The sequence below is a fragment of the Desulfosporosinus nitroreducens genome (genome assembly GCF_023897015.1).
GTDB lineage: Bacteria > Bacillota > Desulfitobacteriia > Desulfitobacteriales > Desulfitobacteriaceae > Desulfosporosinus > Desulfosporosinus nitroreducens.
This window is the reverse complement of record NZ_JAMHFY010000002.1, coordinates 271,727-291,751: the sequence shown is the minus strand read 5'-3', so window position 1 is coordinate 291,751 and position 20,025 is coordinate 271,727. Positions and strand designations below refer to the sequence as shown.

Below are 20,025 nucleotides of genomic sequence, written 5' to 3'. Positions count from 1 at the left end.
TCGTGGATCAGAAAAAACTAAAGACTAGAGCAGAAATTCCAGAAGCTAATAAGTGGCATTTGGAAGACGTTTTTTCCGATAATAATCAGTGGGAGGCAGAGTATTCTCATGTCGAAAAACTATTGGAAGAAGGAAAGAAATTTGAAGGGCATTTAGCCGATAATGCGGATATGTTAATCTCGTGTTTTGAGTGGATGGACGATTTAAGTCTTCGTATAGAAGAAGTATACGCATACGCGCGTATGAGGCGTGATGAGGACAATAGAATTGCTAACTATCAGGCTTTAACAGATCGAGCGGGTGCACTCGCCGTTAAGGTTAGCAGTGCGGCATCTTTCGTAGTTCCTGAATTGTTGGCCATGCCAGAAGGGAAACTGAAAGAATTCCGGGCAACGTCCACAAAAATGGAACTTTATAATCATGTGCTGGATGACATTCTTCGCAAGAAAGAACATATTCTTAGTTCAGTGGAAGAAAGATTATTAGCTGAAGTTGGTGAATTGGCAGAGGCCCCGGGGGCTATCTTTTCTATGGCTAATAATGCAGACCTTAGATTCCCGAATATCGTCGATGAATCTGGCCAAGAGATCGAATTAACAAAAGGTAATTTTATACAATTTATGGAAAGCCAACAGCAGGAGGTGCGCAAGGCGGCGTTCAAGACGCTCTATGGTACGTATGAGAAGCAAAGAAATACCTGGGCAGCTACCTTGAACTCCAGCATAAAGTCTGACGTCTTTTTTGCTAAAGCCAGACACTACCCCTCAGCCCTTGAAGCTTCATTAGATGATGACCGCGTTCCTTTAAAGGTTTATGATTCCTTGATTAATACAGTTCATGAGTTTTTGCCTCATATGCACAGATATATTCAATTGCGCAAAAAAGCCTTGAAGCTTAGTGAATTACATATGTATGATATTTATGTCCCCATCGTCCCAGAAACGACCATGAAGATAACCTATGAAGAAGCAAAAAATATGGTCATTGAAGGATTAAGGCCTTTAGGGGAAGAGTATATCAGCATTCTTGAAGAAGGATTTTCAAAGAGTTGGATTGATGTTTATGAAAATGAAGGGAAAACAAGTGGAGCATATTCTTGGGGTACATATCGTGCTCATCCATATGTGTTACTAAATCATCAAGATACACTGGATTCTATGTTTACCCTTGCTCATGAGATGGGACATTCATTACATACTTATTTATCTAATCGGAAACAACCTCATATTTACGCTGGATATAAAATCTTTGTCGCTGAGGTTGCTTCGACGTTGAATGAATCATTAATTATGGAGCATCTCTTGAAAAAAACAACAGACCCTAAAATTCTGGCATATTTAGTGAACCATTATCTGGAGCAATTCCGAGGTACTATCTTTAGACAAACTATGTTTGCGGAATTTGAAAAAAAAGTTCACTTAGTTGTTGAGCAAGGCGGTGCCTTAACCGCTGATAATCTCTCGGAAATGTATCGTGATTTAAATTCAGTCTATTATGGCAAGGATGTCGTCCTTGATCCGGAAATTGCCTTAGAATGGGCACGTATACCTCATTTTTATAACGCTTTTTATGTATATAAATATGCAACAGGTTTCTCGGCGGCAATTGCCTTTGCTCGGGCGATACTGGAGGAGGGTCAACCGGCCGTGACTCGGTATTTAGAGTTCTTAAGCGGTGGAAGTTCGGATTATCCAATCGAATTACTGCGAAAAGCGGGCGTGGATATGGAGACCCCTGCACCTGTAGGGAATGCTCTTCAGGTTTTTGCGGAACTTGTAGATCAATTGGAGAAACTCCTAAAGTAAATTAGGGTTTGACCAAGGTTTGAAAGCGAGGATCATTACGAACGGGGAGAAAGTCGTGTTCGTTACGGGCGACTTCCTTGACATCGGCATCAAGAGCGATCGCAAGTTTCAGATATTCCAGCACTTTGTCAACATTACCTTGACGACCGTAAATGCTGGCAATGCCATAATAGCTCCACGTATCTCGATTGTCCAGTTGCAGAGCGTTTTGATAGGACGCGATTGATTCATCCCAGCGACCTGCTAGTTCATAAGCCAGTCCTTGGTTAAAATGTGCATAGACAAACGAAGGATTTAAATCAAGGGCTTGCTTAATAAGGGCAAGCCCTTGATTGTGGTGTCCTTGAAAAGCGAGAGCGGCTCCTTTGGCATTTAGTGCTTCATAACAATGATCATCAATTTGCAAGGCTTGATTGAAAAGATCAAGAGCGTCCGCGAATTGGCGTTGGTAATAAAGCTTAAGCCCCTGTTCGTAGAGAACAAGTGCTTGGGAATCTGATATATGGACTAAAAGAAGAGTTGAGGTTGGGGAGAGCTCCTTATCTTGAGGTTCAGATGAAGAATCAAGGCTTTTCTCAGGTGCGGCAGGTATTTCTTCTGGTTCAGTTGGGGATAGGGTTTGGTCAAAGTCAGATGTAAAGGAAAACGTGGAATTACTTTGTAAAGTATAGAAAACTGTTATAGCAATAACTAGGACTACTCCAAGTGAAATGATGATTTTTGATGATAATCGTTTACGCATAAGCACTCCTTTGAGCAAATATGAATAGATCCAACTGGATTCTTCGCTAATTATAGCATAATTACAGAGATATATAATTAACATCTCTATAGACTTAAGTTGAGAAATAAAATGGGAAATTTCCACAATTGGAAAACTTGACAAGGTAAGAATGGCGGAATAAGATAATTTTAGAGTATTGTACCTTACCATCAAGTGTAAATGGTGTTTATCCTCTGGAATGGGGGGTTATAAAAATGACTGATGTTTTATCACAAGATGCCTTGCAACAGATTATTCAAGTTGCGCAAGGATTCTACGCTCGGAAAGATCGTGCCCACGATTTAGAACATGCTTTGAGAGTTAGAGAGTGGGGCAGAAAACTGGCTCTGGAAGAAGGCGCAGATATAATTGTCATTGAATTGGCTGCACTTCTCCATGATATTGGTCGTTCTGGTGCAGTGGAAAAAACTCATGCAGAAAGCAGTGCTGGGTTAGCCGTGAATATCTTGCAAAAAAACGGTTATTCTGACGGGATAGTCAAACAAGTTAAAGAAGCAATTATTTCTCATTCTCGTGAGGCGGGGCATGAACCGAAGACCCTTGAAGCGAAGATTCTGTATGATGCTGATAAATTAGATTTTGTAGGTGCAATCGGGTTGGGACGTTTGTTTACTTGGGCTGGAGTCCAAGGGTGGACTTTAGTAGGAGAAAACTCCTGTGAGAAATTTTACCATGAGAGAATCTGCAGCTACAGAGATCACTTATTCACGCAGTCGGCTAAAGCATATTTTGATCCATTATTTCTTTATATGGAAGGATTTTGGCAACAATTACGTGCCGAAAGACTTAAATTATCTGATTCTGGACAAGCTGACACTATATAAAGCTTGAAAGGATGAATCAAAATAATGCGTTGGTTTTGGCGACTGTTAACTCTCCTTGTTTTTCTGGGACTCGTTCGAACTTTATTAGTTCCAGAACCGAAAACCTTTATTGTCTGGCCAAAAGAACAAAATTGGGTACAAACGATTCAAGGGGAACTAAGACAATGGCAAGAATTATCCCAGGATCTCCCGGCGAGTATAGAAGTTGAAGTTCGTCGTCTTTGGAAAGATTTCCAACCAAATGGAGACGGCAAAGAAGTATAATAATCAATAAGAGTTATATTTATGCGATACTTTTAAAAAAACTAGAAGTATGGTATATTAAGAATTAATTGGATTAAAAAGGAGTGAAGATAATGGTTAATATTACTGAAATAGCTGCCCAAAAAGTTAAAGAAGTGCTTAAGAATCAAAATAAAGAAAATGCATTTCTTCGCCTTTATCTTGTAGGTATTGGCTGAGGTGGGCCGAATTTCGGCATGACTCTGGAAGAGTCAAAAACGGATGAAGATGTTCTTGATGTTGAGCATGGTGTTTCTATTCTAACGGATAAAAAACTTACCACCCACTTAGAAGGGGCAGTCGTCGATTTTATTGAATCTAACAATGGTGGTGGATTCGAAATTCGAACGGCGAAGTCCGGTGGTGGTTGTGGAGATAGTTGCGGCGGAAGCTGTTCGTAATTGTTCGGTAAAAGAGAGCTCTGTGAGCTCTCTTTTTTAGTACCTTAAAAGGAACCTTTTATCCCATGTCCAAATCTTATATTTGGTCAAAACTTGCGGTTTCAGTCATTTTCAGTATACATTTATAAACATAAAACTTGAATGGGGCTTGAGTATACTAAGTAAATATGTTAGTCTAATCCCCATAATAGATACATTGCCGATAAAGGGAGGAAGAACCATGACTATGCCACGAGAAGAATCTAACCACGCAATTATAACTGTAATAGGGCGTGATCAGATTGGAATTATTGCTTGGGTTTCCGGGCGTCTTGCTGAATATCGCGTAAATATTCTAGATATTAGTCAGACAATATTAAATGAATTTTTCACAATGATCATGGTCGTCGACTTAGAGCCATCTGCATTAAAGCTTGACGTATTAGCAAGCACCCTGGAACAAGAGGGGGACAACAAAGGGTTACAGGTAAAGGTTCAACACGAAGATATTTTTAAGTTTATGCACCGTATCTAATTAGTATTGTGAAATCAGACAGATGGAGTTAAGTGAATAGTGGAGGTAAGTCATGACAATCACATTCGCACGAGAAGAAATACAACAAACAATTAATATGATCCATAAGGAAAACCTTGATATTCGGACTATTACAATGGGAATTAGTCTGCTTGATTGTAGCTCCGATGATATTGGCAAGATGGAAAAGAAAATCTATGATAAGATTACCAAAAATGCAGGGAGATTAGTTGAAGTTGGCGAGCAAATCTCGGCACGTTATGGGATTCCCATTATAAATAAACGGGTTTCTGTTACCCCCATAGCGATCGCAGCAGCACAAATGAATGTGGATGAAATGGTACGGATTGCTAAGACATTGAACCGGGCTGCCCGCGAGATTGGAATTAATTTCGTCGGCGGTTTTTCTGCACTAGTTCAAAAAGGATTTACTTCAGGAGATTTGGCACTTATAGATGCTATACCACAAGCACTTAGTGAGACGGAATTTGTCTGTTCTTCAGTGAATATCGGAACAACAAAAGCTGGAATTAACATGGATGCGGTACTTAAAATGGGCAATGTAATTCTAAAGTCTGCTCAACTCACTTCAGACAATGACGGGATTGCAGCTGCTAAGTTAGTGGTATTTTGTAATGCGCCAGAAGATAACCCTTTCATGGCGGGTGCTTTCCATGGTGTAGGCGAACCAGATACAGTTATTAACGTTGGTGTCAGCGGCCCAGGGGTTGTCGCAAAGGTTGTAAAAAAATATCCTGAGGCAGATTTTAGTGAACTGTCAAATTTGATAAAACAAACCGCCTTCAAAATTACCCGTATGGGAGAGTTAATTGCGCGCGCGGCATCAAAGGCTTTAGATGTTCCGTTTGGAATTATAGATCTTTCCTTAGCCCCTACTCCCGCAATTGGGGACAGTGTAGCAGAAATACTTGAGAATATGGGTCTTGAACGATGTGGAACCCATGGAACCACCGCAGCCTTAGCTCTGCTCAATGATGCAGTTAAAAAAGGGGGAGCGATGGCCTCGTCTCATGTTGGAGGGTTGAGCGGCGCTTTTATACCTGTTTCGGAGGATGCAGGAATGGTAAGGGCTGTTGAAGAAGGGGCTTTGACCCTTGATAAGTTGGAAGCAATGACCTGTGTCTGTTCAGTCGGTTTGGATATGATTGCGTTGCCGGGTGATGTTAGTGCAGAAACGGTTTCGGCCATCATAGCAGATGAGGCGGCCATAGGGATGATTAATAAGAAAACAACGGCAGTGCGAGTGATTCCTGCGATTGGTAAAAAAGCCGGAGACCGAGTAGAATTTGGAGGACTTTTGGGAGGAGCACCTGTTATAGCTGTACATCCCTATTCTTCAAAATTGTTTGTGCATCGCGGAGGTCGAATTCCTGCGCCAATTATAAGCCTTACTAACTAATTCGAAATTGCTGCTAAATATTTGTAATGTTAAAAGACCTCTTAGGAGGTTTTTTTTCTTGTGTTACTTAAGGAGAAGAAACAAGTCTCTTGTCAGATAAGAACTAAAAAAATTCTCCTTAGGTAAACATTGGTTGGATGGCAGATTTAAATTGGGATACACTGTTGTAGGGATTTGAGTGAGACCATTCAGATAGTGATTACAGGCATGATTATCGTCTGCTGGATAGACTAACCCCTATATCTTGATTTAGGTCTTAGAAAATTTCAAAACATATAATAACTGGAATAGATATTTTTCCGCAGAGAGGAATTTTTTCCCTTAGGAATTTTGCAGGACATTTTAGGTTTGTCTCGAATAGTATTAATTATAGTAAAAGCTGAATCCAAATCCTGTACTTTGGAGCGGGGGATTATTATGGGGGTGAATCACGTGGTCTATTCACGTGTAGGGCTTACACCTGCTGCCCGAATCCGTCAACTAACCTCGTAAGCTAAGAAAGGTGGATTTTTTCTTGGCGGTTTCCTCTTCTACGTGCAAGTGGTTGGGAAGCGTTGCTTTGTCAGGCCTGCTTTTAGCAAGCAGCCTTCCTACTTTAGTTTCAGCTCAACCCAGTACGACGATTATTCGTACTCCTATGAAGCCCTTGTTGCTTGTTGCTGATAGTTTATCGGCAGAAAGTTATACGCAGACAGTACGCAAGCAAATGCAATGGGTCGAAAGCCCGATCACCAATGTCAGTGTGGAAAGTGCTTCTATACCTGAAGAATCTGTATCTATACCGAGCGAGCCAGTCGCAGTCGCTGAGAAAACAACTCAACCAAGCAATGATGTACAAACAATAAAAAAAGTACAGACAGCTAAAAAAGTTCCAGAACCTGTTCAAGTCGTAGCCGCAGTACAAGGAAAAGTAGTAGTGGCAACAGAACCGCCTAAACAACAGGTATCTAGATCCAGTAGCCCTACTCTTGTGAGTAATGCTCTAAGTCTAAAAGGTGTACCTTACGTCTTTGGAGGAACTAGCAAGAGTGGCTTTGATTGTTCGGGATACACTCAGTATGTTTTCAAGGGTTCAGGCATATCCTTGCCAAGGACATCTCAAGCGCAATTTAATGTGGGGTCACCTATAAAGAAAGATCAACTGCAAACGGGTGATTTGGTATTCTTCACGACGTATGCAAAGGGACCGTCCCATGTTGGCATTTATATCGGCGGTGGAAATTTCGTACATGCGTCCAACAGTGGTGTGCGTACAACAAGCCTTAGTGATGGTTATTATTCAAGCCGTTATCTGGGGGCACGTCGAGTCAACTAGTTTACCTAATGAGGGAAACTAGAACAGTACAAAAAGGTCCGGCAAGAATTTGAGTTCTTGCTGGACCTTTTTGTACTATTACTTTCAAAAATTGTTCTAAAGTTGTGGTAACCAGGGGATAGGTTTGAATTTAACGCATTCCCCGCCTGGTTTAGCAAAAGCAAACGACGAATTCTGGATATAATAATCAGTAATTGAGCATTTATGAGTTCGTTTAAAGTAACATTTGCGACATACTTCAACTCGGTAATTTAGGATCACAGGACGAATTCTCCCTTCTATTCGACAGCTGAGGTTGGCTTAGTATCGCGAAAATATTCATAGATTGCGGTTGCTGCATTTTGTGGAATTCCAGCTGCTTGAAGTTCTTCAAGGCTGGCACCCTGAATCTCATCCAGAGATGGAAAATGACGTAACAGTTGCTGCTTGCGTTTAGGGCCAATACCTGGGATGCTGTCTAGTGCAGAGAAGGTCATATTTTTAGTTCGTTGTTGGCGATGGAAGGTAATTGCAAAGCGATGGACTTCATCTTGAATTCTGCCAAGTAAAAAAAACGTGGGATGATTTTTAGTTAATGGGACTTGGACCCCCGACTGATCTAGAAGTCCATGAGTTTGATGCCGGTCGTTTTTAACCATGCCTGCAACGGGGATGGATAAGTTTAATTCTTTTAATGCCTTTAAAGCAGCGCTTATTTGTCCTTTCCCTCCATCAACTAGAATTAAATCTGGAAGAGGTTCGTTTTCTGATACTAACCTTGAATATCTGCGCATAACTACCTGATTCATAGCAGCAGTATCGTCCATTGTTTCCATGGGTTGAATTTTAAATTTACGGTACCCCCTGCGTTGAGGTTTACCTTCGACGAATTGTACCATACCAGCAACGTTATGAGTTCCCGCAATGTTTGAAATGTCAAAGGCTTCGATTCTGCTGGGAGCTGGGATGCTTAAGACTTCTCCAAGTGTTGCTAAAGCCTGCCCTGTTTCATTTTGCTGCTTAACTTCAATAGTAATTGAGTCGTGAAGGGTGGTCTGTGCATTCGTCATTGCCATTTGGATTAATTCTCGTTTCTTCCCTTTTTGGGGGACAACGATGGGAAATAGTCTAGATAAGACCAGAGATTCAATAGATGGGAGCAAAATTTCTTTGGGCCATACTTTGCGTTCAATATAGAACTGAGCGACAAAGGAAATGAAGGCTTCTTCCGGATCCTCGTAATAGGGGAAAATAAAGCTGTCTCGCGCTAACAATTTGCCCTGACGCAAATAAAAAACTTGAATGCACATCTGGTCTGTCGTTATAGCATATCCTAAAACATCGCGATCAATAAAATCATTGAGCGTGATGTTTTGCTTTTCTCCTAATTGCTTCAAATCGTTAATTAGGTCCCGATATTCTTTGGCCCGTTCGAAGTGAAGCGCTTCTGAAGCTTTAAGCATTTTTCCATTTAAGAGAGCGAGAATCTCGCTTTGATCACCCTTTAGAAAAGTGGAGACCTCTTTCCGCATTCCTGAATACACATGGGGAGAAATGTCATCAATACAAGGGGCTAAGCATTGCTCTAAGTGGTAATATAGGCAAGGCTGTGAGGGGATCTGACGACATTTTCGAAAAGGAAACAATCTATTAAGCAAACGTGCAGCTTCCTTAGCGGCTGTTGAATTGGGGTAAGGTCCATAGTATTTAGATTTGTCTTTTTTTATTTGTCTGGTCACAAGGACCCGTGGATGACTTTCCTCAGTAATTGTTAGGTAGGGATAAGTCTTATCATCACGTAAGAGAACATTATATTTGGGGTTATACTTTTTAATCAAATTACATTCCAAAACGAGGGCCTCAACTTCGGAATCTGTCGTGATATATTCAAAATCAACAACTTGACTAACTAATCGGGCGGTTTTACCATCATGTGATCCTGTGAAATAAGATTTAACTCGGTTTTTGAGTATTTTTGCCTTACCGACATATATAATTTGCCCCTGATAGTCTTTCATCAAATAGACCCCTGGTTTTTCTGGCAACAAGGTCAATTTTTGTCGAAGAAGATTCATGTTCCCCACCTCAACTCTTATTTTAGAGGGTGGAATTATGAGATGCAAGTTTATTAATCATATCTTTGCTCTGACATACGTATATATGGTAATGAGATTGCGGGTGTCATAGTAGGCCTGAAGTACAAGTACAAATGGAGGGGAAAGGTATGTCTAATACTTGGGGACGACCACCGCGCAATGAAATATGGCGGGATTTACAAGCCCTTGCTTTATGGATATTGATTATTGGAGTTGTGGGTTACGTTCTTTTCCCAAGCTTTTTTAAAGATATCTACTCTCATCTGGCGGACCCTGTTACGCAAACTAGTACTCTTAACGATCAATATACTCTAAATAATTCAATTAATACAAATTCTGATTTGACAGATCAGAACTTCTTTGGCCAAGATTTTTCCAGTGTGTCTAATTCACTGTACAATAATAGTAATAACGAAGTATCCATAGGTTATTGGGTTATCTTTGTTGCTGACGGAGAATTCAAACAGTTGTCAGTTAGCAGTAATACCTACACCTATTTACTTAGCTTAATAGAAAGTGATGTAAATGCTGCCGGAAAAATTACGATGATATTATCTTCAAACGGCAAAATAAGCAAGTATAATGTAAGTCAAGAGATATACGCCATTATTACTAATATGGCTTTAATCGTAAATCGTAATAATACCTAGAAATTATTAACGGAAGAGCAACTTGGCTCCTACGGCGAAGAAGCCAATCCCCAGCAGTTGCCATGGACTCCATGGCAATCTGCTCACACCTAGCAAGCCAAAATGGTCGATGAGTACTGCCGTACTGACTTGGCCAATGATAATCGCTGTGGTGGCATTACACACCCCCACTTTTGGGATGCTCACTGCAACAAGTCCGACTATGATGACACTTAGAACACCGCCCAGATATAGATACCAAGGAGTTGAACTCCAATTATGGGTTAAGAATGGTGCTCGCCACAAGAGAACAGCACCCAGAGAGACAATGGTACCAATGATATGGACAACGAGTGTCGCCGAAAGTAAGGATGTCTTTTGACTTAACGATGAGTTTATGGTGCCCTGAACAGCCATAGCAACCCCTGAAATTGCTGCTATTAAAAAAGGAAGAGAAAGCAATTTTGACATTTAATACCTCCTGAATAAGTTTTTGGAAGCATGGTGAATAAAGCCATTTCCGTTAAGATGTATCAGTATTCATTACCAAGGTTAAGGGGAAAATGTAAGTATCGTAAAAATATTTGAAAAAGAGGTGCATCATGGACATTGATTATAATTTGGTACAGCGCGCCCAGATGCTACTCACTCTGGACCATCCTTTAACACATGTGCGAGAAATTCTGCTAAAAGAAGGATATCCTCAAGAACAAGTTGTAGAATTAATGGATGCCACCGAAGAAGTATTAAACTACCTCGTTCCGCCACAATATGATGAAAATAAAATAGGAATCGATATCTTACACCCTGGAGAAGAGAAGACACAGGGCAGGAAACCGACAGTTGATATATTAATTGACAAACGATCTGGACGGTTAGAACTTATAACACCAGACCAACCTGAGACCTGGCGTGTGGCCAACGAGGTTCGTAAAGCTATCAAGCGCCAACGCAAAGCAATGAAATATTATCATTAAACATTAGCCTGACTGTAAAGTATTTACAGTCTTTTTTTTATTTAATTCGACATCCTTTCTATATCTTTTCTCGAATTTCAGGAATTATGTTATAATAAGAATAAGTAACAATTTCAGGAAAGAAGGGTCCATAGTGGAATTTAATCCAGTATTAAAAGGGTTAGAAAAGGTATATTCAAAAATTATTAACGAACAAAGACTAAACAGAGAAGACGGTTTAGAACTTTTACAAACGACTAATATACTTGGTCTTGGTCACCTAGCGAATGAGCGGAAACGCGCTATGACTGGTGATCAAGTTTTTTATAACAATAATGCTCATATTAACTATAGTAATGTATGTAAGGTGCGGTGTGGACTTTGTGCCTTTGCAAAAGACTCTGGTGAAAAGGGATCTTATACAATGTCAATCGAAGAAGTTGTCAATAAAGCAGGACAATTCGCAGAGCAAGGAGTTACCGAACTTCATATTGTAGGGGGAATACATCCGGATCTTCCTTTTTCGTATTATCTGGACATGATCCGAAAGATCAAAGAACGTGCTCCTCAAGTTAGCTTAAAAGCTTTCACGGCGGCAGAATATGATTTCTTTGCTCAGATTGAGAATGTGCCTGTAATAGAAATTCTTAAAACATTAAAGGACGCCGGTCTGAGCTTTATTACGGGCGGGGGAGCAGAAAATTTCAGTCCAAGAGTACGAGAAATTATTTGCCCCGGAAAACTAAGCGGTCAGCGGTGGTTAGAGATTCATCGTCTTGCACATCGGCTCGGCATTCCTTCTAATGCCAACGTGCTTTATGGTATTATTGAAACAGATGAAGAACTGATTGATCATCTCTTAGCGTTACGGGATTTGCAAGATGAAACAATGGGATTTAAGGCCTTGATCCCTACGGCCTTTCATCCCAAAAATACAAAATTTGAAGATCTGACTCAAGCCAGTGCAATTCGCACCTTAAAAGTAATCGCAGTTGCTCGCTTAATATTGGATAACTTTCGTTATATTAAGGCCTATTGGGTTTCTTCAAGTCCTCAAGTGGCCCAAATGGCGCTTTCATTCGGTGCTAATGATCTTGATGGGGTTGTTCGGGAAGAGAAAATTTATCATACGGCTGGTGCCACAAGTCCACAAATGCAAAGCGAATTGCAGTTAATTAGCATGATTCACGAACTAGGCCTAGAGGCCGTTGAGAGGGATACCTATTACAATGTGATTAAGACCGTACGTCCTCAATAGAGTTAGAACCAAGAGGTGGTTAAGATGCACATCGCAGTATTGTCAGATACCCATTTACGAAAAGGAAAGTCTCTCCCTAGTTTTGTTTGGGAACACTTATCTCAAGTTGATATGATTTTGCATGCCGGTGATTTAACACATATGGGGTTGTTAGAGGAACTTTCTTGTATTGCCCCTGTTCGAGCGGTTAGAGGAAATTGTGATGGCTGGGATGTTTCGTTGCCCGATCATGATATAATTGAATGCGGAACATTAAATATTGGTTTAATTCACGGCAATACCGGAAAGGGGAAAAATACCCCGGATCGTGCCTATTCTTCATTTGCAGATTCTGCAGTTAATATCATTGTTTTTGGACATAGTCATTCTCCATATTTGGAATGGAGAAACGGTATCCTTTTGTTTAACCCGGGTTCTCCAACGGATAAAAGACGCGAGCAATACTTTTCTTTTGGACTGATGGATATTCTGCAAGGTCAGGTCCAAGCCAAACATCTTTATTTCTAAATCCGGAGGAAATCATGAAACATCGCAGGAATAAGGTCAAACGTGAACACGGTATTATTCAAAATGCTTTACTCTGGTTAGAAAGTTTAAGCCGTTTAGCGGAAGTGACAGACATCATTCCTGGTGTTATAGATGTTAATCGGTCCTCAGAAAGAGGCATTGTTTATAAATATGAAACTCAAACGGGATGTAAGCTATTGCTTAAAAGTAATGGATCCATCCAAGAAGCCTTTGTAGTAACTAAACACCCTGAACGTGTTCAGGAATGGGTTAATAAGGAGTTTCCGCCCGATTCACCACCAACAATTCCTGAAAGCATATCGCCAAATGACTTCCACGAAACTAAAAAGAAGATATCAAAGATTTCCTCAAAACCAGCGGTTAAATTAGAGTACAAACCTTCCATGCCAAGGCGTCAATCGAAAAAGCAAAAGCGCCCTCATTGTAAAGCTGTACCGTCTTATTTTAAAGATGATGATGCGCTGAATGTTGCTGACCGATTGGACATTTCTACACTGAAGGCCTTGAAACAGTTTAAAAAATCACTGGAAACCGTTAAGATTGAAAATCTTAACGCAAAGGGTAAAAGAAAATCGTAAATATAGCAGCTTAAGACGCATGTCTTGCCAGGCTGAAAATATTAGTAACTTATGGCTATATAAGCTGTTCAGCATACGAGAGGTGTATAAGTATGGAAGTAAGCAACATATCAGCAGCACCTAGTTCGATTAGTGCATCCCTTCTTAATAAGTTTCAGCTTGGAGAGCGTCTATTGGTGGAAGTCGTTCAAAAACTCAATGACGGGGAAGGGACTGTTCGAGTAAAAGGACAAAATATGCACGCTCTTTTAGAAACTTCTACTCAGGCGGGAGAGAAGTTTTGGGTTAAAGTAGGAAGTTTAAATGAGGGCGGCTTACTGCTGATACGTGAGCCCATCCTTGGGAAATTGAAAGATTTTTCTTCAGCCCCTCAACAATTACAACAGATCATAGAGAGGGGACTACCCAATAACCAAGAAATTATTGCTCTAATAAAATCATTCCAGACATCAAATATTGGGTTGTTTCGTTCGTTGTTTGGGTGTATGCAAGGGACTTCAATAACTGATGAATTATTAACCAACTTAAAAAAGGCGATTCCCCAATGGAACAGTTTTTCAGAAGATAATGGAATGGAAGAACTATTGTCGAGTTTGAAAAAACTTGGTCTTAATTATGAACAACGAATACAGCAAATGATGAAATTAGATTATCCTGCACGGGGAATCGAGAAACAAATGCTACAGGAGACCTTCAAAGGAATGCTCCTTAAAATAATCCGAGGTCAAACAAGTGAGGACATGTCTGATTCTGATGGTCCTCTACTACAATTACTTCAGAAGATAACCGGTCAACAACTGTGGTTTAAAACTGGAACTATGGACAGTGCTTATATGATGCTCCACATTCCACTGTTAAATAAAGAGCAGTTTGTTCCCGTCCAGATAGCCATTGAAAGTGCGCGAAAGGGACTAAAAATGGATGAACAACACTGTAGAATTGCTATCTTAGTTGAAACTCAGGAGCTCGGAGAGATAGGGATTGATGCTTTTTTTAATGAGAATTCATTCACATGCCGTGTTTTAAGTAATGATTTGCAATTCTTGCCAGCTCTCCTTGAAGCAGTTGTTCCTGAAACAAGGGAAAGGTTTGCAAAGCTGGGATTTCACATAGAGAGAGTTGAGATGGGAGAACTTGATCAAAATCTAGAATTTAAACATTTCCTACAAGGATCTCGCCGTACTGGAGTTGATATTTCGAGGTGAAAGATAAGAGTGAAAACAATGACAAGAAGCAGATTAAGAAGGAAGAGAAGGCAACAGCCTTAATATATGATCAAGCTGGGGCACCTCGGCTAGTGGCTAAAGGGGTAGGAGAAGTGGCTCGGAAAATTATTGAAGCCGCTGAAACAGAGGGAATCCCTATTCAAAAGAATGCAGTACTTGTTGAAGCCTTAATGCAAGTGGAGCTGACTAAGGAAATACCGCCTCAACTCTATCGTGCAGTCGCAGAGTTACTAGCGTTTATTTATCGCTTAGAAAATGCCAAAACCTCATCTAGATCGTAATTAACCATACATAATTCATAGTACGCTTCCGCAAACTATCAAAAGAAGGAAAATAAGGATGCAGGAGGTTCTCTATGAAGACATCATTTGAAGCGCTGAATAAGATCCTTAAGGGCGAACATATGGCGATCAGACAATATCAAGCATATATTGACACACTGACTGACAGTCCGTTGCGTAACCATCTTACCGCTATTCTCACAGATCATAAAGAGCATGCAAGCCGTATAGCATATTACATCCAAACCAATGGGGGGCAGGTTGAGGAAGGTGCAGGATTGGTGGGTATTGTGGCAGACTGGAAAACCCGTCTGACTAATTTGAGGGAGACAGCGCCAACAGAAATGCTGGAACGTCTCTATGATGGTGAAGATAAAGGGTTGGCTAGAGCTGTTCAGTATTCTGAGCAGTACTTGAACAGTGCGGAGAAAGAGGTGCTTAATCCAATATTCTCAGATGAACATGATCATCTGAAACAATTACAAAATCTGCGGGAGGGGCTTTACAATAATATTTGATATATAATAAAAAAGCGGCAAATTGCCGCTTTTTATACTTAACTCATTAATTTGACAGAGCATCCTTTTCACGTTGTTTCTTTGATAAACGCTTCCGTGCCAACATATTGGCTACTTTACTATTGTCTCCTAAAATCATTCCTTGTAATCTCCATTCGCGGAAGAACTGCCAGAACTGTTGTTCAGAGATTCTACGGGTAAAGCCTTCAGACTCCTCATCATAAGGCCAAAAAACATCTACCCAAAGTGTTCCATTGTTGCTTAAAACCAGTAAAAAATGTACCAGTTCAGGATTCGTAGATTCAGAATCACGCATTAATATGTGTGTACGGCCGTTAGGAAAATCGGTTCGTATGTAACTCAGCTTCATCTTAATCCCCCTCTGATAATTCCAGAGATTCCTGACATATCAGGTTTAGTATAGCATGAAATGAATGATAAAACGATGGGCATTTTTAACTGCCTCGACCATTTATGCCCTATCTTAAATTATGCTAAGTGTTGATTGAAAGTTCACGAGATTTGACGTATGTGTTAAGTAAGTTTAGGACAAACTGAAAAAGCTAACTATATAAAGGATAATGGGGGGTATATTATGCTGACAGTTATTCATACGTTCAACGGTCCGGACGCAGATCGAATTTTAGGCGAAGTTCGAATCGGGATACAATCCCTTGAAGATATAGAGGGATTTAAATTTGCATCCGTCAATAAACAGGAAAACACAAGAGATATTATGCTTTTTTCGAAGTGGGAAAATCGTTCCGCTTATGAAAATTGGGCAGATACTGTTGGAGAAAATAAGGCATTCAAACAAGCATCGCCACAAATGTTTGAGGTTCTCGAAGAAAAATACTGATAAGATTTAACAAAAATACAAGGGAGGTGCCAGGGGAATTATAACTGGGCACCTCTCTTGTATTTAGAATTAATAAGTTTCAAAAAAGATAGGCGGATGTCTTCACAAAATTCTTGTACGCAGTTTCAAGGCATCTCATTCCTGAATTTAGCGAGCCTAGTGGAGACACCGGAAAGGAAGAAGCGTTAACTTTACGAACTGGCATTATACCCATTAAGGAGTTTGTCATAAAGATTTCATCAGACGATAAGAGGTCAGATAAGGTATATAAGCCTTCTTGTATAGAGATTTGTTGAGAGCGAGCTAAATTGAGAATAACTTGACGGCGAGTTCCAGGTAAACACCCACTAGAAAGCGAAGGGGTAAAGAGAGTTCCATCTTTCAGAAAAAAGAGATTACTCATTGTCCCTTCAGCAAGAAATCCTTGGGTATTAAGCCATAATCCTTCTTCACACCCCTGGCGACCAGCCTCTTCCTTTGCCAAAATATTTTCTAGATAATTTGTTGATTTAATAGAGCACAAAGGAGATTGTTCATTCCTAGGGTATGGCAACAAGTTAAGCTGTATCCCAGAGGTATACTGTTCGAGTGTGTATGGTATTGAACGTTTGTGAAGTAGAAGTTGGGCAGGATGACGGGTCAAGGGTGATCCGCCGCTTAGAGTGATCCTCAGGGCATATGGGAAGGTTTCCAGAGTTTGTTGGATGAACACTTGAATAAGTCGTAACCATTCTCGTTTATCTGGCAACCTGAGGCCGAGTATCTGAGCTCCCTTTTTCATACGTTGCCAATGCAGATCAGCAAATAATGGCCCGCGATCTGTGATAAGAAGAGTTTCGAAAAGTCCAAATCCAAATAAAACCAAACGGTCATTAGTTAAAATAGTCTCATCGGGAATCATGTAAACTTCCTTTCAAAACCCTAAAAAGTGCTTTAGCTTTATCGAGAGTCTCAGTATATTCAGCCTCGGGTCTGGAGTCTGCGACAATCCCTCCTCCAGCATGGATAAAGGCCTTTCCATCTTTTAATAAGATGGTACGTATAACAATATTAAAGTCCCAGGCACCATCAAAGCCCATATAACCTATGCTTCCAGTATAAAGCCCGCGAGTATGCGGCTCTAACTCTTCGATAATCTCCATAGCTCTAATCTTTGGAGCACCGGTGATTGACCCCCCCGGGAAAACTGCTTTTAAAATCTCACTTGGTTTTAACCCTGGCAACAATTGTCCGGTAATAGTCGAGACAAGATGCCAGACTGTTGGATATTTTTCCAGCCTAATCAAATTAGGAACTTTAACCGTTCCAAACTTGCAAATACGCCCGATATCGTTGCGCTCTAAATCAATAATCATAGTTAATTCCGCACGGTCCTTGGGGCTGTTTTGAAGCTCAACGGCTTGTTGTTGATCAGCCGAAGGTAAGTCTTCACGCGGACGGGTACCTTTAATCGGACGAGTCTCTATTTGTCCTTCCGGTTTAATTCGTATAAACCGTTCAGGAGAGCTGCAAAGAACTTGAAAATCTGAGTAAGGCAGAAAAGCAGCAAAGGGAGCAGGATTTTGTTGATGAAGTTGAGAGTAGAGATCCCAGGCATCTCCTTCCCAATTCACGTAGAAGCGTTGGGTGAGATTGGCCTGGTAAATATCACCTGCGAAGATATAGTCAATTACACGCTGTAAATCTCCTAAATATTGTTCTCTCGTGACACTTGGTTCGATTTTAGAATGGGTTTGAGTTTCTAATGCGTCAAATGTTTTTTGCTGGGCTTGCTCTCTGGCAAATGTATTTAATTTTTGTTCCAAGCGTTGGATTCGAGTACGAGCTAATTCAGCACCACATCTTCCGTCTTCTTCAATACCACAAGCTGCAATCCAATATTTACACTGATCATGATCATAAATAACAATTCCATCATACCAGGCAAAACGCCACAGCGGTAAGTTTAAGTCATCTTTAGCATACTTTAAAAGATGTTCAATTTCATTTTTTAGGTCATAACTTAAAAATCCAACGGCCCCACCGGAAAAGGGAAAAGGAGAATTAGGTACACGGTATTTACCATTTATATCATCAAGAAAGTTTAGACATTCAGATCGTTGAAGAGGGGTTAAGTCTCGCTTTGAAAGGTAGGGCCATATTAGTTCGAGTTGATCTGGATAGGCTGTGGCTTCTAAAAAAGGGGATGCCCCCATATATGAATACTGACCGAGTTCTTTGTAATCATTTCCGCTATCCAGGAAAAAAGGGGAGGGCTCTTCTTTAAATGCTTGGAATAAGAGATAAGGGGGAATTGACAAAGAGAGTGGCTGAACCACCCATTGTGAGGGGGAATTATGGTACTGCCATAACTTGGCATTTCGAAGGGCGTTTTTTAATAATTGATGACCAGACTGAGTTAAGATCGCTTCAGGATGAAATTGAATGCCTTCTATCGGCAGTTCAGTATGGCGAATACCCATTATTTCACCATCAGTTGTTTCTGCGGTAATTATCAGTTCTTCAGGAAGGGTAGAACGCTCGATTATCAAAGAATGATAACGTGTTACTTCCAAAGGATTAACAAGTTCTTGGAAGACTCCGTGTTGATCATGTCGAATGGGCATTGTTTTCCCATGAACTGGTTGCTTGGCACGGATAACCTTTCCTCCAAAAAATTGTCCTATAGCTTGATGTCCGAGACATACCCCTAAAATTGGGATTCGACCTTTAAAGTGTTCGATAACAGCTAGGGATAGGGGAGCTTCATCGGGTGTACAAGGACCAGGCGATATCACAATCAGGTCGGGATGCAACTCTTCGATATCTTTAAGAGTGCACGCATCTCGACGTTTGACTACGACATCCTCACCAAGTTCACCGAAGTATTGGTAAAGGTTATAAGTAAAGGAATCATGATTATCCAGCAAAAAAATCATAAATTTTTTCCCCTATCGCACATTGCAAAATTTTTAGATTTAGCTATGATAGTCAAGCAAAACAATAGTCAAGATTTTAGTTCTGAGTTATAGGATTCTAATGCAATATAGTGTCTCTAGTTAAGCAGTCTTTATCCAATTATGGACTTTCAAGCTGAACTGCTTTTTAAAGTTGTAATAGACTCCTTAAAAAGAAAGCTTGGGGTAGTCGCCAGCTTTTGGTGCATTAACGCCAGTTTTATGTTCTTTAATTTCAGTGTCACAGTACAAAAAGAAAAGTTGCATTAATGCAACTTTCTATTCCACTTTATGCAACGCATCTGTTAACTCCTGAAAAGCTGGTTGAAGGTTGGGATTTTCAATCCCCTGTAATATAATTGTCTGATTGAGGATGACTTGCCCCACATTTGCCCCTTCTACCTCTATCTGTATAGACTGTACATCCATTGTAAGTACTTTGCTGTCTACTACAAATTTCATGCGCTTTGGCTGAGGGAAATTAGCTTGTATCCTCGTTGCTTTGACTGGGGTCTCTGTAGATGTTTCCAATGAACTGGGAGTGTGTAAATCGCTCAGGACAAATGAAGCCTCTAAGAGGAATTTTTGCAGTACCGCCATATTCGTGTTCCAAGGTAATTCTACCAGCTCTGATTGGGTCATTCCTGAAGGGGAAACAGTCAAGATTACATATGTTCCGTCTTGTGTTAAAAAGGGTTTGGGAGAACATCCGTTAAGGAAAAGACAGGAGAATAAAATCGCGAGACTGAGTCCGAACATCGATATCTTTTTTTTCAACAATGGGGAATCCCTCTTCCTAATCAAAGATAGTCGAATTTCAAATTCATAAAGAGTAT

The 20,025-nt window shown here is 40.4% G+C and carries 23 protein-coding genes and 1 riboswitch; of the genes, 16 read left to right on the top strand and 7 right to left on the bottom strand.

Features of this window, described 5'->3' with window-relative positions:
• The first annotated feature begins 2 nt into the window (after positions 1-2).
• Positions 3-1,805: an oligoendopeptidase F gene (pepF, locus tag M8E35_RS03565; protein WP_252467386.1), complete on the top strand. Its 1,803-nt coding sequence runs from the start codon at positions 3-5 to the stop codon at positions 1,803-1,805.
• A gap of 1 nt (position 1,806) precedes the next feature.
• Here the strand turns inward: pepF and M8E35_RS03560 are convergent, their stop codons facing one another.
• Entirely contained in the window at positions 1,807-2,547 is a 741-nt protein-coding gene (locus M8E35_RS03560) for a tetratricopeptide repeat protein (RefSeq protein WP_252467385.1), read from the bottom strand.
• A 236-nt stretch (positions 2,548-2,783) separates the two neighbouring features.
• Between M8E35_RS03560 and M8E35_RS03555 the strand changes: the two genes are divergently transcribed.
• The 6 genes from M8E35_RS03555 (at position 2,784) to M8E35_RS03530 (ending at position 7,345) form a co-directional block, all read left to right on the top strand.
• Complete coding sequence (locus M8E35_RS03555) at positions 2,784-3,413, top strand: HD domain-containing protein (protein WP_252467384.1); 630 nt, start codon at positions 2,784-2,786, stop codon at positions 3,411-3,413.
• Positions 3,414-3,437: 24 nt separating this feature from the next.
• Positions 3,438-3,677 (top strand): hypothetical protein, encoded by a 240-nt coding sequence (locus tag M8E35_RS03550; protein ID WP_252467383.1) that lies wholly within the window; start codon positions 3,438-3,440, stop codon positions 3,675-3,677.
• A gap of 92 nt (positions 3,678-3,769) precedes the next feature.
• Positions 3,770-4,096: a HesB/IscA family protein gene (locus M8E35_RS03545; RefSeq protein WP_084110213.1), complete on the top strand. Its 327-nt coding sequence runs from the start codon at positions 3,770-3,772 to the stop codon at positions 4,094-4,096.
• A 220-nt stretch (positions 4,097-4,316) separates the two neighbouring features.
• The gene (locus tag M8E35_RS03540) at positions 4,317-4,610 is read left to right on the top strand and encodes an ACT domain-containing protein (protein ID WP_252467382.1); all 294 of its coding nucleotides are present in this window, start codon (positions 4,317-4,319) and stop codon (positions 4,608-4,610) included.
• A 52-nt stretch (positions 4,611-4,662) separates the two neighbouring features.
• Entirely contained in the window at positions 4,663-6,030 is a 1,368-nt protein-coding gene (locus tag M8E35_RS03535; protein WP_252467381.1) for a PFL family protein, read from the top strand.
• A gap of 367 nt (positions 6,031-6,397) precedes the next feature.
• Positions 6,398-6,540: riboswitch (cyclic di-AMP (ydaO/yuaA leader) on the top strand.
• 4 nt (positions 6,541-6,544) lie between these two features.
• Positions 6,545-7,345 carry a C40 family peptidase gene (locus M8E35_RS03530; protein ID WP_252467379.1) on the top strand — a complete coding sequence of 267 codons (801 nt, stop codon included), beginning with the start codon at positions 6,545-6,547 and terminating at the stop codon, positions 7,343-7,345.
• Between the two features lie 278 nt (positions 7,346-7,623).
• Here M8E35_RS03530 and uvrC read toward each other — a convergent pair whose 3' ends face one another.
• Positions 7,624-9,447 carry an excinuclease ABC subunit UvrC gene (gene uvrC / locus M8E35_RS03525; RefSeq protein ID WP_373887414.1) on the bottom strand — a complete coding sequence of 608 codons (1,824 nt, stop codon included), beginning with the start codon at positions 9,445-9,447 and terminating at the stop codon, positions 7,624-7,626.
• Between the two features lie 101 nt (positions 9,448-9,548).
• Between uvrC and M8E35_RS03520 the strand changes: the two genes are divergently transcribed.
• Entirely contained in the window at positions 9,549-10,070 is a 522-nt protein-coding gene (locus M8E35_RS03520; protein ID WP_252467376.1) for a hypothetical protein, read from the top strand.
• A 6-nt stretch (positions 10,071-10,076) separates the two neighbouring features.
• Here M8E35_RS03520 and M8E35_RS03515 read toward each other — a convergent pair whose 3' ends face one another.
• On the bottom strand, positions 10,077-10,520 hold the full coding sequence (locus tag M8E35_RS03515; RefSeq protein WP_252467374.1) for a DMT family transporter: 444 nt from the start codon (positions 10,518-10,520) through the stop codon (positions 10,077-10,079).
• 131 nt (positions 10,521-10,651) lie between these two features.
• Here M8E35_RS03515 and M8E35_RS03510 point away from each other — a divergent pair, with 131 nt between their 5' ends.
• From M8E35_RS03510 to M8E35_RS03480, 7 genes are all read left to right on the top strand, one after another.
• Positions 10,652-11,026 carry a hypothetical protein gene (locus M8E35_RS03510; RefSeq protein WP_073029309.1) on the top strand — a complete coding sequence of 125 codons (375 nt, stop codon included), beginning with the start codon at positions 10,652-10,654 and terminating at the stop codon, positions 11,024-11,026.
• Positions 11,027-11,159: 133 nt separating this feature from the next.
• The gene (gene mqnE, locus M8E35_RS03505) at positions 11,160-12,263 is read left to right on the top strand and encodes an aminofutalosine synthase MqnE (protein WP_252467372.1); all 1,104 of its coding nucleotides are present in this window, start codon (positions 11,160-11,162) and stop codon (positions 12,261-12,263) included.
• A 24-nt stretch (positions 12,264-12,287) separates the two neighbouring features.
• Positions 12,288-12,770: a metallophosphoesterase family protein gene (locus M8E35_RS03500; protein ID WP_073029307.1), complete on the top strand. Its 483-nt coding sequence runs from the start codon at positions 12,288-12,290 to the stop codon at positions 12,768-12,770.
• A gap of 14 nt (positions 12,771-12,784) precedes the next feature.
• On the top strand, positions 12,785-13,369 hold the full coding sequence (locus tag M8E35_RS03495) for a DUF2103 domain-containing protein (RefSeq protein ID WP_252467371.1): 585 nt from the start codon (positions 12,785-12,787) through the stop codon (positions 13,367-13,369).
• A 92-nt stretch (positions 13,370-13,461) separates the two neighbouring features.
• Complete coding sequence (locus M8E35_RS03490; protein ID WP_252467370.1) at positions 13,462-14,574, top strand: hypothetical protein; 1,113 nt, start codon at positions 13,462-13,464, stop codon at positions 14,572-14,574.
• Positions 14,571-14,876 (top strand): EscU/YscU/HrcU family type III secretion system export apparatus switch protein, encoded by a 306-nt coding sequence (locus tag M8E35_RS03485; protein WP_252467369.1) that lies wholly within the window; start codon positions 14,571-14,573, stop codon positions 14,874-14,876. The genes M8E35_RS03490 and M8E35_RS03485 overlap by 4 nt, the downstream gene beginning before the upstream one ends.
• A gap of 74 nt (positions 14,877-14,950) precedes the next feature.
• On the top strand, positions 14,951-15,394 hold the full coding sequence (locus tag M8E35_RS03480) for a DUF2383 domain-containing protein (RefSeq protein ID WP_252467368.1): 444 nt from the start codon (positions 14,951-14,953) through the stop codon (positions 15,392-15,394).
• Between the two features lie 46 nt (positions 15,395-15,440).
• Here the strand turns inward: M8E35_RS03480 and M8E35_RS03475 are convergent, their stop codons facing one another.
• The gene (locus M8E35_RS03475; RefSeq protein ID WP_073029302.1) at positions 15,441-15,764 is read right to left on the bottom strand and encodes a hypothetical protein; all 324 of its coding nucleotides are present in this window, start codon (positions 15,762-15,764) and stop codon (positions 15,441-15,443) included.
• Positions 15,765-15,989: 225 nt separating this feature from the next.
• Here M8E35_RS03475 and M8E35_RS03470 point away from each other — a divergent pair, with 225 nt between their 5' ends.
• Complete coding sequence (locus M8E35_RS03470) at positions 15,990-16,253, top strand: antibiotic biosynthesis monooxygenase (RefSeq protein ID WP_252467367.1); 264 nt, start codon at positions 15,990-15,992, stop codon at positions 16,251-16,253.
• A 79-nt stretch (positions 16,254-16,332) separates the two neighbouring features.
• Here the strand turns inward: M8E35_RS03470 and M8E35_RS03465 are convergent, their stop codons facing one another.
• The 3 genes from M8E35_RS03465 to M8E35_RS03455 form a co-directional block, all read right to left on the bottom strand.
• A complete protein-coding gene (locus M8E35_RS03465) occupies positions 16,333-17,154 on the bottom strand; it encodes an aminotransferase class IV (protein WP_252467366.1) in 822 nt (273 codons plus the stop codon).
• Positions 17,141-19,171 (bottom strand): aminodeoxychorismate synthase component I, encoded by a 2,031-nt coding sequence (gene pabB, locus M8E35_RS03460; RefSeq protein WP_252467365.1) that lies wholly within the window; start codon positions 19,169-19,171, stop codon positions 17,141-17,143. Before pabB ends, M8E35_RS03465 begins: the two co-directional genes overlap by 14 nt.
• Positions 19,172-19,468: 297 nt before the next feature.
• Positions 19,469-19,969 carry a hypothetical protein gene (locus tag M8E35_RS03455; RefSeq protein ID WP_252467364.1) on the bottom strand — a complete coding sequence of 167 codons (501 nt, stop codon included), beginning with the start codon at positions 19,967-19,969 and terminating at the stop codon, positions 19,469-19,471.
• Between the last annotated feature and the right edge of the window lie 56 nt (positions 19,970-20,025).